The organism is Acinetobacter sp. NEB 394, assembly GCF_013374795.1.
GTDB lineage: Bacteria > Pseudomonadota > Gammaproteobacteria > Pseudomonadales > Moraxellaceae > Acinetobacter > Acinetobacter johnsonii.
The window spans coordinates 718,936-734,258 of the sequence record NZ_CP055277.1; the positions used below are offsets into that span (position 1 = coordinate 718,936).

Genomic DNA, 15,323 nt, shown 5'->3' on the forward strand with positions numbered 1-15,323 from the left:
GGGAGTATAGTCGACGAATTATCCTTTTAAGCGACTATTAAGACATTAAATAATGAACAATTTCTCTTAAAATATGAAAAATATCATGAAATTAAACATATTATTCTTCTGAGTTTTCTGCTTGTGGTGCATCTTGCGTTGGGAGGCGATATTCATCATTGGCCCATGCACCTAAGTCGATCAGTTTGCAGCGTTCAGAACAAAATGGACGAAAGGCGTTGTCTTCCCATTGACTCATTTCTCCACAACGGGGACAAGGAAACGTATGTGGCATGATCGACTCCAGATAAAATTTTCGGATTGAAATAGGCAAAAACGTTGGCAGTTGTTAGACTGATGCGGTTTTTTCTTAGTTTGATCTGATTATGCCGATTCGTCAATTTCAAGCCCAGCGTATGCATGCGCCTCGTGATTTTCAAATGATCAGTCCTGATCCACTATGTGTGGAAATTGGGGCGGGCAAGGGGAAACATGCCTTATTGTTTACGACCAATCATCCTGAGAAAAAGCTGATTGCGGTTGAGCGTACCCGTGAAAAGTTTGTGGCGATGCAGAAACAACATGGCTTAGAAGGTCAGCAGAATTTACAGCTGGTACATGCCGATGCTCTGCCTTGGGTGGTACATGCCTTGCAACCGCAGCAGGTTGAACAGTTCTTTATTCTTTATCCCAACCCTGAACCGCATAATCCTGCGCAGCGCTGGTTGAATATGCCTTTTTTTGAGTTTCTGATTTCACGTTTACAAGTGGGCGGACAAATTACGTTAGCCAGCAATATTCCTGAATATATTGAAGAAGCACAGCAACAGTTGATTGAGGTATGGAAGTTACCATTTGTGAAAGAGCGCATTGCGGATAGCTCAGCGCGCACGCATTTTGAAATTAAATATTTAGAACGTGGTGAGCTCTGCCAACAGTTAATCATCACGAAACCTGAAGGTTATCGTACGCGCTTTGATACGTTTCAGGCCTTGCAAGGTCAGAACCCGCAGGCGCAATCTTCGGATCACGCTGAATAAATCATGCCAAAGCGTATTGCAATTATTGGGGCGGGCCCAGCTGGTTTGATGGCAGCAGAAGTGTTGAGCCAATATGATGTTCAGGTCGATGTGTTTGAGCAAAAACCATCTGCGGCACGTAAGTTCCTGATGGCGGGTAAAACAGGACTGAATATCTCTCATGCAGAACCTGTGGAGCAGTTTATCGGTCGCTATGATCAAGCCGAATGGTTGGCACCTTGGATTCGTGAGTGGGATGCCACATGGATTCAAGCATGGATGAAAGGTTTAGGCATTGAGTCCTATGTCGGGACGTCTGGTCGTATTTTCCCGATTGAAATGAAAGCCGCGCCTTTATTACGTGCATGGTTGAAACGCTTGGTTGAGTCAGGCGTCAAGTTTTACTATCGTCATCAATGCCTCAGCCTCAAAGAACATACACTTGAAATCAAGTCTTTGCTTAGTGATCAAGTACATAGCCAGAGCTATGATGCGATCGTCTTGGCTTGCGGAGCAGTGTCATGGTCTCAGCTCGGTAGTGATGGCGCATGGCAAAACTGGTTGGAGGCCGATGAAATTGAGCCTTTTCAAGCCAGCAATGCTGGGGTAGAACATGAATGGTCTACCTATATGCAACCCATCTTTGGGCAGCCCCTGAAACGTATCGCAGCATGGGTGGGCGATGCGGAAAAAAGTATGGGCGATATCATCATCACCCATTATGGACTAGAAAGTGGTTTGGTCTATAAGCAAGGTCGAGCGCTGCGTGCGCAGCAAAAACAGCTCCAACCTTTAGTGTTAACGCTTGATTTACTGCCAGATGTCACGGTACAAGAATTGGCTGTGCGTCTGAAACCCACAAAAAAACAGTCTTTAAGTAATATTTGGCGTAAAGCAGGTTTAGATGCAGCCAAGGCGAGTTTAGTGCGAGAGTTGGTTGCAAAAGAACACTGGAATCACCCTGAACAATTGGCGCAGCAGGTGAAGCAATTACAGATTCCTTTAACTGGTTTTCGTCCGATTGAAGAAGCGATTAGTTGTGCTGGTGGTGTGCGCCGTAAAGACCTGAACCCGCAGCTACAATTAAAATCCAATCCCGCTGTTTTTTTATGTGGGGAAATGTTGGACTGGGATGCACCCACAGGGGGCTACTTACTCACTGCATGTTTTGCAACGGGGCGTGCCGCAGGTGAGGGTGTTATGCAGTATTTGAATGTGGCAAAAAATCGCCGTAAGCGATGCAACTGAAAATCAGCTGTGCTAATTTGAATAAAAAATTCAAGGAGCATCATCATGTCGGATCTTCAGCAGTATGTGGGCAGCTGCCTATGCGGTGCAGTGACTTATCAAATTGATGGGCCAATTGGCGATATTATTCAATGCCATTGTCAAAAATGTCGCAAGGCCAATGGAACGGCATATGCAACAAATGCACCGATTGCTAAGGCGGATTTTAAACTGACCTCTGGTCAAGACGTTGTGAAAAAATATGCATCGAGTGCAGGCACAGAGCGTTGTTTCTGTGGCAACTGTGGTTCACCTCTTGTCAGTATTAAAGCTGAAACACCTGACTTTTACCGTTTGCGGATCGGCACTTTAGATACCCCGTTACAGCAAAAGCCGACGCAGCATATTTTTGTGGCGTCTCAAGCCGAGTGGGACAACATTTGTGATGCATTACCACAATATGCTGAACGCCCATAGTTAGAATAGATATAAGTAAAAGGGATCATCGGATCCCTTTTCTTTGTCTGCGATTGAGTTAGTAGCCTGTCGATATCGTATCTTGAGCTTTAGGATACTGCGACTGCCAGTGTTCAAGCTGCTCTTGAGCATGAATGAGCTCACCGAGGCCTTTCACGTTGTCATGTGGTGCTGCGGCTTTATCTTGGATGATTTTGGCTTGGTTATCCCAATATCGGTACATCAGAGTTTGAATGTAGCGCCCTTGTTCTGTTTTTAAATCCAGCTCTTTCAGCATATTCAGTGCAGACTGAATATTGTCTTGTTGACGTGTTTTTGCAAATTCATCCGTGAGCGTGCCTGCCTCACGCATTTTCATGAGTTCATCTTCCATTTCATCACTCATGCTACTAAAGCGCTGGTCATAGTCGACTAAGAGCGCAATATCGTGTGGATCATTGGCCGTTTTAGCAAAACTTTTGACAGGTTCAGAGCTGAGTTCTTGCAGAATTTTATCATCGCTCGAAAGCGTGTCTTGCTCAGCAGATTCATTTGCTTTGTTACAGCCTGTGAGGATTAAGCTGCCACCTAAAAGAAGCGGCAGTAGAACCTGTTTCAATGAAAGAGTATGTGGGTTCATATCGGTGTCCTATTATTCTGCTATTTTTTGAAAGTGATAGGCATAGGTGATGTAAGGAAAACTGATTTCGTCTTGTGGCTGTTTACCTGTGTACTTTTGCACAATTTGTTCAAACTGATGTTTTAAATCCTGTTGTTGTTCGAGTGGCATTGCGGCAATAAAGCTGGTTGAAAGTAGGCGTTTTGAGACGACTTGTTCTACTGTACCTGTTTGTTGCTGTGCAAACTGATGCAGGCTTTTGAGCTGAAATAAGTGTTGATGTTCAAAGACTTTTTGCCATAGTCCACTATGATAACGCGGGGTCTCTCCTTCTAAGGGAGCGAGCAGTTCTGCCAGAGCATTGACCCAGTCGACTTGAGTATCGCGTTGGTTCCAGACCAAGCCCAAATGCCCTTGCGGTTTTAGGACACGATGGATTTCTTTTAAACTATCCATGTTGGCAAACCAGTGGAAGGCCTGCGCAGATAAAACCGCATCGATACTTTGCGATGGCAGGGGCATATGGTCACTAAAGGCTTGTAAAGTTTCCACCAGTGGGTAAGCCAGTTTAAGCTGAGCCAACATTTCGGTGATAGGTTCGATGGCAGTGAGCTGTCCACTATGTGGAATCAGATAAGGCAGAAACTTACCTGTACCCGAGGCAAGATCAATCACACGTGAATCTGCGTTTAAATGCAACTGCTCGGTGAGCCACGCATGGATCTCTTGTGGATAACTTGGACGCACTTGTTGATAAAGTTCAGCAGCTGCGCTAAACCCGTGTTGTGCTGCAGGATGGAGTAATTGTGTCATATTTTGCGCTTTTTTATCTGCTCTGCATCTATAAAATAACACATTTGGTTCGATGAAATCGCTTATGCTGTATGGAACGAACATGACCTCACTTTATAGGAATGAAATCTCTCAGCATGGACATGGCGAAACAAATTATTTTTGAAGACGAACAGATTCGTGTCATTTTTTTACAGGGTTCATCGGACGAACTTATTTTCTCTTTTGGCGACCTGATTACCCGTGCCAAGGGAACGTCGATCAATGCAGAAAAGTCGCTAGCCAAGTTTGGCTTTAATGTGGTTGGCATTATGCCAAAACAAAAGTCATGGTTTCCAGAGTCTTCGATGTTAGCGATGTTGGATGCAATTCGCGCTTGGATTGCACCCTTTCAAACCCGTATTGCCTATGCAGGGTCAATGGGTGGTTATGCTGCGATTAAATACTCTAAACTGCTTCAGTTTAAGCGCGTAGTGGCCTTGGTGCCGCAGTATTCGATTGACCCTGAACAGGTGACGGATAACCGCTATAACATGTTCTATCAGCCTGAGCTGAACCATGACATGCAGGTACAGCCGAAAGATGTCTCGGCAGAGTGTGAATACATTGTTATTTATGACCCTTACTGCCCTGAAGACCGTGCGCATTATGAAAAATTACAAACGGTCGTGCCGAATCTGAATACCCTGAACTTACCTTTTACAGGGCATGATGCGATTGCGGTTTTAGCCAGTTCAGATTTGTTACACGATTTTTTACGTCATGAGTTTGATGCGCCGTATTTTTATAAAAAAATTCGTGAAGTGAAAAAGAACAGCAAGTTTTACTACCGTAAAGTGATCGAAAACTTGTTGCCGCGTCATCGCTTTTCTTTGGGGCGAATTCTGAAAAATAATGAGCTTGAGTTAGATGGTCAATTTTTTGATGCCAAGCTAAAACAAAGCATTATCCGCGAGTTACTCAGCAATCGACAAGTGAGCCAGACGGATCTGCTGAAATTGGGTATTCAGGTCAACTTGCCGCAAGAAAATAGCTGTCAGTTAATGGATAGTTTTGGACATGGTTTAGTGTTCAATATGATCAGTCAGAAGATTGAAAGCTATGCACCAGATGCTATTGCACTGAATCATAAGTTTCTGTTGCCGATCTTTGCCAAGGGCAACGGACTGGTCCACATTTACTATAATGACATGCGCTATACCGTGGTGATGAATGACCGTCAGATTATGAAGTTGGTGCATGAACAAGCCGAATTGAGCGCTGGGATGCATCCATTATTAATGAAAAAATACAGTGATTATTATCTGATTAGTTATAAGCAGTTTAACTTTAGCTGTGATGAATATGGTGGCTTTGATTTAGTCGAAGAGATTCCTGAAACGGCGCAGTTTTTGGTGCCAAGCGATGCTGAGTCAGATGTGTTTCTATGATATGTTCATTTGATTTATCCCTATAGGGCTTTGGTCTAAAGCCAAGCGCTTGTTTTCCGGCCTATTTGGTTTAATATGAAAGTATTGTTTATCTTTTAAACAATACGGATAAAGATCAAATAGGGTGGAAGCAATGCAAAGACATTGGTCGGCTGTATTTATAACATTACTGTTTATTTCAACATCACAAAGCGTACTGGCACAAAGTTTAGACCCAGCTTATCTGACATTCGGTGGTGGTCTCATTCTCCTGCTGATCCTGACGTTTTATGTGATTAAACAAATCAGTATTTCTATTCGTATTCATCGTAATAAGCCCATTAAATAGCGGGCTTTTTTCTGTATGTGACGGCTATTTTTAGGTGGTCAAGACAGTGTTTACGTTGAAAAATGGAGTTGAGTTGGTTTAAATAAGCGCTCTATCATTATGCAGAACAACTGGACGTGAGCAATGAAAGCCGTATTTTTAGATTGTGCATCCTTAGATAAAAATGATTTGGACTTTCAAGCACTGCATGCTGTTTTTGATGAACTGATCCTTTACCCAAGTACCGATGCTGAGATGCTTGTCGCTCGTGTACAAGATGCAGATGTGATTATTAGCAATAAAGTCATGCTGGATGCTGACACCTTAAAACAATGCCCTCAGTTAAAGTTGATTTTAATCTCTGCCACAGGCACCAATAACATCGATTTGCAGCAAGCCAAAGTACAAGGTGTTGTGGTGTGTAATTGTCAGGGTTATGGCACGGCAGCGGTGGCACAGCACACTTTAATGTTGATGCTCAACCTTGCAACCTCATGCTTGCAATATGACCGTGCGGTGCAGCAGGGCGAATGGAATAGAGCTTCTCAGTTTTGTCTATTGGACTACCCAATTATCGAACTTTCCGGCAAGACATTGGGCATTTTAGGTTATGGCGAATTGGGGCAGGCAGTGGCTAAACTCGCTGAAGCATTTGGTATGCGGGTTTTAGTGGGCAATTTGCCAAACCGTCCACATGCTGACCCAACACGAGTAGGCTTTAATGACTTGCTGGCACAATCAGATTTTGTCAGTCTGCATTGTCCATTAACCGATGATACTCGCGACTTGATTGATGCCGAAGCTTTCAAAAAAATGAAAAAAAGTGCCTTTTTAATTAATTGTGCACGTGGCGGAATTGTCAATGAAGCAGCTTTGGCAGATGCGTTAAAACAGGGTGAAATTGCGGGCGCAGCAACTGATGTATTGACCGTTGAGCCACCCAAAGAGGGTAATGTTTTATTGGAGGCTCGTCTGCCGAATTTAATCATCACACCACACAGCGCGTGGGGTAGTGTCGATGCGCGCCAGCGCATGGTGCAGCAGTTGGTCGAAAATGCTCAAGCTTTTCAAGCAGGGCAGCCAATCCGTCGGGTGGATTAAAGCAAATAATGACAACTAAAAAGCCCATCAACTGATGGGCTTTTTTGCTATTAAAGCTTAGTTACTTTAATTTCTTCTTCTGCTTGAGCAGGTGTAAAGGAAGATGGTGCTTGGGTAATCGTGGGTTCATTCACTGTTTGGGGGGTGACAGGCTGTGCAGATGAGGCTGACGGTGTTTGAACCGCAGGAGCATCTACGGGTGTAGATGACGGTTGACTCAAGCTGCCTTGGTAAATGGGAGCGGGTTGATCTGTTTGACCAGTAATCACTTGCTTGGTTTCATGCAGCTTTTTATTCACATTTTGGGTAACTTGCTGTCCTGTTTCTTTGGCTTGTTCTGCGGTGTTGTTGGTGATGGTTTTTGCACTGTCCAAAGCTTGGTGTGCAGAAGGGCGAATTTTTTGGATGCCTTTTTCTGTTGCTGTCCCGACTTTTTCAGCCGTGTTAATCACACCTTCTTGAGTTTTATAAGCCCAGACATGAAAGATATTGGGGTTTTTACCATAAGGCGTAATTGGCTTTTGCGCTTGCTGAGTAGTGGTTTCTGTTTGTGCCCATACACCTGCTGTTGTCATTAAAAGAGCGCAGAAGAGTGTTGTTTTCATCATATTCATAGAGCAGTGTACCTCTTGGGCTATCGTGCATAAATCAGCGTTTTAGCATAAAGCCTCTTTGTGTGAATTTCATGTGCTTGGTTGTAAACAAGCGTCGTGTGTAAATGTATATAGCTAAAAAAAAAGAGCCCAGCGTGTGGGCTCTCTCAACTCTGGAGGAGTTTAACTTTTACTTCGCGCCAACGGCAGCATCGGTCGATGAACCGACTTTGGCTTTAGCAACAGGTGTATCTAATTCCACTTGGGCTTGCCCATTTACGTCTGCACGTTTGGGTTGACCATTGACAGCCTGCTTAGTTTCCTGCCATTTTTGTTTGGTCGCTTGTTGGCCTTGTTTCGCTTTATCCGCTATATAGTGACCACTTTTTTTGGTGTTATGCTCAACAGACTGTTTAACGTCACCAGCCTTATCTTTTACGACAGCAGATTTTTCAGCTGAAAAATCTTTGGTGTCTTGCCATTTTTCTTTGCTGAATGCTTTGGTTTTGTCTACACCATGCTCAACCGTTTCACCTGTCGTATGCGCGGCATGTTTGACATCATGTTTTAAGTTTTGCAATACGCTTGGCTGCGAGGTTTGAACTTGAACATTGGCCGATGTATTGGCTGTGGTATTTGCAAATAGGGACGTGGAGGCTAAAAGTGCAGTGGTTAAAGCCGAAGCGGTGAGTGTTTTTGTTAAAACTTTCATCTTTGATTTTCTACCTCTTATGACAGAACCCGATGAGGAGTTCAGAACAGCAGTCATCATAGACAGAAATGAGCTTAAAAATAGCGTTTGATATGAAAGTCGCACAATGCGGCAACAGCGCATGAACAATGGGCTGAAAATTGTGTCGTTCAGTTAATTCATTAAAATTATGTAAGTTTATGCGTGGTCGTTGTTTTAAATGTAACAAGTATGAAGACTGGTGTTGAAATAAAAGATATGAAACAGAAGGTGTTTGGGAGAGAAGTCATCACTGATGTTGCATCAGTGATGACGATTTGCTTAGTTACATTGAGCTAAGGCTTCTTTTGCAAAGTGATTACGTAGTGCAAGGAAGTTTTTTTGTACTTCTGCATCGTGTAATTCAAATTTGGTTGCTGTGCTAGTGCCATCGAGTGCAAAGGTTGCTGAGCCACCTGTGATGAGGGTGTAGTCACGGAACGCCCATTGTTCTACGACTTTGCCTGCTTTGAGGTTGCCAGTAAATTCGATGACGCACTTGTCTTCAAATTTAGTCAGTTTTGCTTTGTTATTGGTTGTGTCTGGATAAACTTCAATGTCTTGGACTTCTTGTAATACACCCGCTGTCAACTGTGGAATCGTTGGTTGAGATGTACATGCTGTAATAGAAAGGGCAGCAAAAGTAGCGAAAAGCACAGTTTTTAATTTCATAAGGTTCGTTCTTGTTGCGAGTTGTTAGGTTGAGTATAGGGAATTCTAATAAAATTACCTACAAAAGATATCTGATTATTTCTAAATTTTATCATCTTCATAAGTTGTTAATTGAGAATACAAGCTGTTGGGATTCTTATCCAAATATTTTGATAATTTATAAAAAGGTATCTCTACTTTAAAATCTCCGAATGCATATCCTGTAACTGAATATGGAGCAAAGAATATTTCTAAACAGTCTTCTTTTATAAGGATAGTATCAGTATCTATTTGTTCAGTACCAGTTTTAACCCAATCTTTGTCAAAATCTTCTGATTCGGAACGATAAGCAATTTGGGCTAATAAATCATCATGACAATAAGACTTGATAAAGGTTTGTACATCTAAAATGTTGTCAGTGTGAAAAAGTGAATGGTATGTAAGTAAAGCTGCTTTTCCATCTCTTACATAGAAATTTTTAGTTAAAAAGTTATGATTACCATGGGCTCCACCTGTGTAGTAGTAGTTAGTGAATATAAAGCTCACGAAGTTATTTCGAACGTAACCAATATCAGCAGTTATTGAAATATCATACATATCCATATACATTGGTTCATTATTTTCTCTTTCGATATCTAATGGCTTTTCAAAAAATCGCTGTCTTAAATGAATTAGATGGTTATGTACAATAGAATATATGAGATCATTAACTTCCTTAAAATTGTCATGTATTGTTTTAATAACAGGATAATTTCCGTTGAATTCATATCCTGTCAATGATTTTACACTTTCAGATATTTCTTTTAGCTCTATTCTAGGTTTTGTAGAGTCTTCATTTATTCTTTCAATATTTCGTTGCTTGGCGGCTAAATCTAAGGATCTAAGAGCTTTAGCCCACTCTTTACTAGTCAAATCTCGATTTATGTTGATAAACTGAATTTCGGAAGCAATAGTATCAGGTACTTTGCAAGTGTCGAGTTGGATAGGTATTAAATAAATGAATCCTTCAGGATAATTTTTTCTCTTGTCTGCAAAATATTTTAGCTCTCTTTGCACATACCCAATTTTAGAAACACTCTCAGAAGACATAAAAACTAATACGACATCCGTATCTCCCATATTGGCTTTAATACATTCATCCCAAGCTTGCCCTGGAAGAAGGTCATGTTCATCCATCCAAGGATTAAAGTTTCTACGATTTAACTCTTCGTAGCACTCTAAAACGAATTCTTTATCTTCTTTTGCGTAACTGAGAAATACTTTCATGCTGCTTTAATAATAAAAACCCCACTAATTTATAGCGGGGTTCTCATTAATTTACAACCAATTAAGACTTTAGTGTTGCAACACCGAAATATCTGCAACACTGGTAAACAAGTCACGTAACTGAGCCAGTAAACGTAAACGGTTTGCTTTCAAGTCGCTATCATCTGCCATCACCATGACACCATCGAAGAAGGCATCAATTGGCGCACGTAGCGCAGCTAACTTAGAAAGCGCAGCGGTATAGTCTTTGGCAGCTAAAAGCGGTTGAACCACAGGCAGGATATTTTGAATCTCGGCATAAAGTGCTTTTTCAGCATCTTCAACCAATTTAGATTCAACAATTTCACCTGTAGGTGCAGCTTCTTTCGCCAAGATATTGGCAACACGTTTATTCGCAGCAGCCAAAGCAGCAGCTTCAGGCAAGGCACGGAAGTGATTGACTGCATTTACACGCTTATCAAAATCAAGTGGTGATTTTGGAGAAAGTGCTTGAACCGCTTGAATCACATCAACAGCAACACCCTGGTCTTCATACTTCGCACGATAACGACCTTCAAGGAATGCAACAGCATCCGCCAAAGTCTTGTCGTGGTCTTTCAATACATCGCCGTAGGCAGCCAAAGCAAGCTTGATCAATTCTTCAATTGAAACATCAAGATTGTTTTCAGTCACTAAACGCAAAATACCAATCGCAGAACGACGTAAAGCAAACGGGTCTTTAGAACCTGTAGGCGCTTGACCAATACCGAAAATACCAGTCAACGTATCTAAACGATCAGCAAGGGCAATCGTCGTACCCGTTTTGGTTTTCGGTAGAACATCGCCAGCAAACTTAGGTAAATATTGCTCACCTAAAGCTTCCGCAACTTCATCATTCTCGCCTTCAATACGTGCATAGTAAGTGCCCGCAATCCCTTGAAGTTCAGGGAATTCGCCAACCAATTCAGAAGTTAAATCACACTTTGCAAGAAGTGCTGCTTTTTCAGCATCGGCAGGATTAGCACCTGTGATTGCAGATAAAGCTACAGCCAATTTAGCAATACGTTCAGATTTATTCCAAAGCGTACCCAACTGTGCTTGGAAAACCATATTGGCTAATTTTTCTTTACGAGATGCAAGCGGTTGCTTTTGATCTTGTAAGAAGAAGAATTCTGCATCAGACAAACGAGGGCGTACAACTTTCTCATTCCCTTCAATAATTTGAGTCGGATCTTTCGACTCAATATTTGAAACAGTAATGAAATAAGGTTGAAGTTTATTGTCAGCATTCACCAAACAGAAATACTTCTGATTGTCTTGCATGGTGGTGATTAACGCTTCTTGCGGCACAGCAAGGAAACGTTCTTCAAAGCTCGCACGTAGCGCAACAGGCCATTCAACCAATGCGGTGACTTCATCACGTAAATCAGTAGGAACGATCGCAATGGCATTCACTTCATCAGCAAGTGCTTTCACTTGTTGGTCAATGATCGCTTGACGTTCTTCAAAATTTGCTACGACTTTGACAGCACGAAGCGCATCTAAATATGTATCTGCATTGGCTAAAGTAATCGCTTCAGGTGCATGGAAACGATGACCATAAGTCACATTACCTGCTTTGTGATCCTGAATGGTTGCATCAACAACATCGTTGTCTTTTAACAATACCACCCATTTTACAGGACGAACGAATTCAGTACGGCTTGCTGCAGAACGCATACGTTTTGCAATTGGAAGGTTATCCAAAGCAGTTTGTAAAATTTGTGGTAGTAAAACGTCAAGACTTTGACCTTTCACATCTTTTAGGTAGCAAACTTTTTCAACTTTACCGGCTTGGAAAGTTGAAACTTGATCCGCAGTAATGCCTTGACCACGCATAAAGCCTTCAAGTGCTTTGGTTGGCTTACCTTCAGCATCATAAGCAGCTTGTACAGCAGGGCCGTCAAAACGTTTTTGAGTATCTGCTTGAGCACCATCGACATTGATAATTTTCAATGCCAAACGACGTGGTGCTGCATAGGCCTCAATAGAATCAAAAGCCAAGCCTGCATCTTTTAAGCCTTTTACAGTTTCAGCTTGCAATGCGTCACGTAAAGTTTTTAAGCTTTTTGGGGGAAGTTCTTCACAGCCAAGTTCAAATAAAACGGTATGTTTAGACATTATTTGTTCTCCGCTGATTTTTCGGCTTGAGCCGCTTCCGCTTCAACCTGAGCTTTCAATTGCGCTAAAACTTCATCACGTAAATGCGGTTCTGCCATTGGGAAGCCAAGCTTCGCACGAGCAGCCACATAACTTTGCGCAATTGAACGTGCCAAAGTACGTACACGTAAAATATAGCGTTGACGCTCAGTCACAGAAATTGCACCACGTGCATCGAGCAAGTTAAAGCTATGTGATGCTTTAATCACTTGTTCGTAGGCAGGCAATGGAAGTTCAGCTTCCATTAAGCGAGTTGCTTCCGCTTCATAGAAATCGAATAATTCAAACATTTTTTCAACATTTGCATATTCAAAGTTATAGGTCGATTGCTCAACTTCATTTTGATGGAATACATCGCCATAAGTGACTGTACCAAACTGACCTTTGGTCCAAACAAGATCGTAAACAGAATCGACACCTTGCAAGTACATTGCAAGACGCTCAAGACCGTAAGTGATTTCACCTGTTACTGGGTAACATTCAACACCACCGACTTGTTGGAAGTACGTAAACTGAGTCACTTCCATACCGTTGAGCCAAACTTCCCAACCTAAGCCCCAAGCGCCGAGTGTTGGAGATTCCCAGTTGTCTTCTACGAAACGAATATCGTGAGTAAGGGTATCGATACCAATCGCTTCTAAGGAGTCTAGGTAAAGTTGTTGGATATTATCTGGGTTTGGTTTCAATACCACTTGGAATTGGTAGTAGTGTTGCAAACGGTTTGGGTTTTCACCATAACGACCATCTTTAGGGCGGCGTGAGGGTTGAACGTATGCGGCGTTCCAAGTTTCAGGCCCAAGTGCGCGTAAGAATGTTGCAGTGTGGAATGTCCCTGCACCCATTTCCATATCGTAAGGTTGTAAAATGACACAACCTTGTTCAGCCCAGTAGTTTTGTAAGGCAAGAATTAAGCCTTGGAATGTATCAATATGCGATATGGCGCGACTCATGCAGCATCCATTATAAATATAAGAAAAAATTGGTTCTAAGTATAAGGATTTTGCAGGGGAGTGGCAAAGGCTCTATTTATTTTTCAGCACTTAATTTTATATTCGCTAAAATGGCTTAGTACGACCTGCACAGAGTAAGTCATGATGAATTTCGCATAAACATTCATCATGCCAACCATAATGAATATCTTTGCATATTTGGTGGGAGATATTTTTTGAATATCTCAATGTTTCTAAATGAGTATGAAGATCATGGGCTAACATAACAAAATGGGTCTCGGGATAAGGCCATTTGGCATGATTGTCAAAGTGGGAAACTGAATTTCCAAGTGACAATTCAAGTGTTAATAATTCATTTAAGCAGTCGCAGATTTCAAGTTTTTCAGTCATTTTTTTATTCTTTTCATAAATTATCCAATAATAAGGTGATGATGTACGGTGCAGTAAGCATCTGTATGCCAATTAGAATGCATATCTCGATTAACCTGAGCTTGAACATTCGGGTGTTGGGGAAAATTAAGATTTTTTAAATGCAGAGATTGTTTTAGATAAATCAAATGGCTCTCTTCTTTAGGCCATTTTGCATGAGTATCGTAACCAGAGATTTTGTTGCCTTGTTTCACTTCAAATTGAATCAGGGCAATTAAGCATTCACATAAACCTAAAGTTTCAAGGTGATCTTCATATTTGAATTTTCCCAAGACGTGTACCTTTCTTCTTATAAAAATGAAACTCTTGCGCTAAATATAGACTTTGCTGATAACAATTGAAATAACAAAATTGATATCTCTAAGATGTAAAATAGATGCATCTTATTGGTGAGACCGCGTATAATTTTGCACTGGTTAAGTGCGCAAAAGTAGAAGGGCGGCTGTGTTTCATATGCAACTTGAATGGTTAAATACCTTAAAACCGAATTTTAAAGTGTTACCGCTAAAGGAAAGAATGCTCTGTGGTTTGGGTGCATTGTTGGGATTAGCACTGTCTTCACTCATAAGTTGGTGGCTTTTGGGTGGGATCAATGCATGGTATATCGCCCCGATGGGTGCGTCCTCGGTGTTGCTTTTTGCCGTACCAGCTAGTCCTTTGGCTCAGCCATGGAATATTGTGATTGGGAATACGATTGCAGCTGTGATTGGGGTGACCTGTGCACTCTATATTTCCAACTTAACAGAAGCATTTAGTGTTGCTGTGGCTTTGTCGATTATTTTGATGATGACGACAGATTCTTTGCATCCACCAAGTGGTGCAGTGGCAATTACAGCGGTACTGGGAGGAGATACGGTACACGAGTTAGGGTATCAATTTGTGTTTTATCCTGTTCTACTTAACTCGATCCTGCTTCTCGTGATTGCGATTGCGTTCAACCGATTGCTCGGGAAGCAATACCCAACCGTGGCGCAAGTCAATACGCGTAGCACCGACCCGACCCCCACCCAGAAGGTCACAATTCAACCTGAAGATATTCATCAAGTTTTAGCCCAAGAAACACAGTTGCTTGACATCAGTGAATATGATTTACAAAAATTGATTTTAAAAGCTCAAGCGCAGGCCGATACTCGCTTTCACATAGACCTGCGTTGTCGGGACATTATGAGTAAAGATGTCCTGTGTTTATATGAAGATGAAGACATTCAAGTCGCTGTGGAAAAATTTAAACAGGTCAATTTGATGAGTTTACCTGTGTTAAATCGAGCTGAACAAGTTTGCGGAACCTTAGCTTTATATGAGGTGGTGGAGTGGTTCCAAAAGGCAACGGATTTGCGTACCTCTTGGCAAGATCAAGTCAAGCACATTATGAAACGTCAGGTGGTCACGGTACAGCCGGATCAAGAACTACAAGATTTGATTCCGTACTTTGTTGAACGTTCTTTTAACTATATTCCTGTGGTTGAAAATAAGGCTTTGGTCGGCATCATTAGCCGTGCCGATATGATTGCAGCGTTGTATCGTCTGTTACAACATCGCTAAGTCATGTGAGTGTCGTAGGCAAAAAAAAGCTACGACACTTTGGGGGAAGTTGTC

The 15,323-nt window shown here is 41.9% G+C and carries 17 protein-coding genes; 7 read left to right on the forward strand and 10 right to left on the reverse strand.

What is annotated here, in order from left to right:
• Positions 1 to 100: 100 nt before the first annotated feature.
• Positions 101 to 274 carry a DNA gyrase inhibitor YacG gene (locus tag HUK62_RS03280; protein ID WP_004692619.1) on the reverse strand — a complete coding sequence of 58 codons (174 nt, stop codon included), beginning with the start codon at positions 272 to 274 and terminating at the stop codon, positions 101 to 103.
• An 85-nt stretch (positions 275 to 359) separates the two neighbouring features.
• On the opposite strand from HUK62_RS03280, the gene HUK62_RS03285 reads away from it, so the two are divergent.
• Genes HUK62_RS03285 through HUK62_RS03295 form a run of 3 tightly spaced genes read left to right on the forward strand, consistent with a single transcriptional unit; the run spans position 360 to position 2,702 of the window.
• Positions 360 to 1,019, forward strand: a complete 660-nt coding sequence (locus HUK62_RS03285; RefSeq protein WP_176538438.1) for an SAM-dependent methyltransferase — start codon at positions 360 to 362, stop codon at positions 1,017 to 1,019.
• 3 nt (positions 1,020 to 1,022) lie between these two features.
• Positions 1,023 to 2,246 carry a TIGR03862 family flavoprotein gene (locus HUK62_RS03290; protein ID WP_176537077.1) on the forward strand — a complete coding sequence of 408 codons (1,224 nt, stop codon included), beginning with the start codon at positions 1,023 to 1,025 and terminating at the stop codon, positions 2,244 to 2,246.
• A 45-nt stretch (positions 2,247 to 2,291) separates the two neighbouring features.
• Entirely contained in the window at positions 2,292 to 2,702 is a 411-nt protein-coding gene (locus HUK62_RS03295) for a GFA family protein (RefSeq protein ID WP_062035103.1), read from the forward strand.
• A gap of 58 nt (positions 2,703 to 2,760) precedes the next feature.
• On the opposite strand, the gene HUK62_RS03300 is transcribed toward HUK62_RS03295, so the two are convergent.
• Together HUK62_RS03300 and HUK62_RS03305 are read right to left on the reverse strand one after the other, a co-directional pair.
• Positions 2,761 to 3,321, reverse strand: coding sequence for a hypothetical protein (locus HUK62_RS03300; protein ID WP_176537078.1), 561 nt, complete (start codon positions 3,319 to 3,321; stop codon positions 2,761 to 2,763).
• A 12-nt stretch (positions 3,322 to 3,333) separates the two neighbouring features.
• Positions 3,334 to 4,113: a class I SAM-dependent methyltransferase gene (locus HUK62_RS03305; protein WP_176537079.1), complete on the reverse strand. Its 780-nt coding sequence runs from the start codon at positions 4,111 to 4,113 to the stop codon at positions 3,334 to 3,336.
• Between the two features lie 122 nt (positions 4,114 to 4,235).
• Between HUK62_RS03305 and HUK62_RS03310 the strand changes: the two genes are divergently transcribed.
• From HUK62_RS03310 to HUK62_RS03320, 3 genes are all read left to right on the forward strand, one after another.
• Positions 4,236 to 5,522, forward strand: a complete 1,287-nt coding sequence (locus tag HUK62_RS03310; RefSeq protein ID WP_176537080.1) for a hypothetical protein — start codon at positions 4,236 to 4,238, stop codon at positions 5,520 to 5,522.
• 133 nt (positions 5,523 to 5,655) lie between these two features.
• Entirely contained in the window at positions 5,656 to 5,850 is a 195-nt protein-coding gene (locus tag HUK62_RS03315; RefSeq protein ID WP_078425266.1) for a hypothetical protein, read from the forward strand.
• Positions 5,851 to 5,973: 123 nt separating this feature from the next.
• Positions 5,974 to 6,930: a 2-hydroxyacid dehydrogenase gene (locus HUK62_RS03320; RefSeq protein WP_176537081.1), complete on the forward strand. Its 957-nt coding sequence runs from the start codon at positions 5,974 to 5,976 to the stop codon at positions 6,928 to 6,930.
• Positions 6,931 to 6,980: 50 nt separating this feature from the next.
• On the opposite strand, the gene HUK62_RS03325 is transcribed toward HUK62_RS03320, so the two are convergent.
• From HUK62_RS03325 to HUK62_RS03355, 7 genes are all read right to left on the reverse strand, one after another.
• Complete coding sequence (locus HUK62_RS03325) at positions 6,981 to 7,544, reverse strand: hypothetical protein (protein ID WP_078425264.1); 564 nt, start codon at positions 7,542 to 7,544, stop codon at positions 6,981 to 6,983.
• A 169-nt stretch (positions 7,545 to 7,713) separates the two neighbouring features.
• On the reverse strand, positions 7,714 to 8,235 hold the full coding sequence (locus HUK62_RS03330) for a hypothetical protein (RefSeq protein ID WP_176537082.1): 522 nt from the start codon (positions 8,233 to 8,235) through the stop codon (positions 7,714 to 7,716).
• A 300-nt stretch (positions 8,236 to 8,535) separates the two neighbouring features.
• Positions 8,536 to 8,925 carry a hypothetical protein gene (locus tag HUK62_RS03335; RefSeq protein WP_004978867.1) on the reverse strand — a complete coding sequence of 130 codons (390 nt, stop codon included), beginning with the start codon at positions 8,923 to 8,925 and terminating at the stop codon, positions 8,536 to 8,538.
• An 81-nt stretch (positions 8,926 to 9,006) separates the two neighbouring features.
• Positions 9,007 to 10,170, reverse strand: coding sequence for a TIR domain-containing protein (locus HUK62_RS03340; RefSeq protein WP_176537083.1), 1,164 nt, complete (start codon positions 10,168 to 10,170; stop codon positions 9,007 to 9,009).
• A 69-nt stretch (positions 10,171 to 10,239) separates the two neighbouring features.
• Entirely contained in the window at positions 10,240 to 12,309 is a 2,070-nt protein-coding gene (glyS, locus tag HUK62_RS03345) for a glycine--tRNA ligase subunit beta (RefSeq protein WP_176537084.1), read from the reverse strand.
• Positions 12,309 to 13,298 (reverse strand): glycine--tRNA ligase subunit alpha, encoded by a 990-nt coding sequence (glyQ, locus tag HUK62_RS03350; RefSeq protein ID WP_004978878.1) that lies wholly within the window; start codon positions 13,296 to 13,298, stop codon positions 12,309 to 12,311. Before glyQ ends, glyS begins: the two co-directional genes overlap by 1 nt.
• Before the next feature lie 410 nt (positions 13,299 to 13,708).
• Positions 13,709 to 13,999, reverse strand: a complete 291-nt coding sequence (locus tag HUK62_RS03355) for a hypothetical protein (RefSeq protein WP_004692588.1) — start codon at positions 13,997 to 13,999, stop codon at positions 13,709 to 13,711.
• A 172-nt stretch (positions 14,000 to 14,171) separates the two neighbouring features.
• Between HUK62_RS03355 and HUK62_RS03360 the strand changes: the two genes are divergently transcribed.
• The gene (locus HUK62_RS03360) at positions 14,172 to 15,269 is read left to right on the forward strand and encodes an HPP family protein (protein ID WP_058868850.1); all 1,098 of its coding nucleotides are present in this window, start codon (positions 14,172 to 14,174) and stop codon (positions 15,267 to 15,269) included.
• Positions 15,270 to 15,323: the final 54 nt, after the last annotated feature.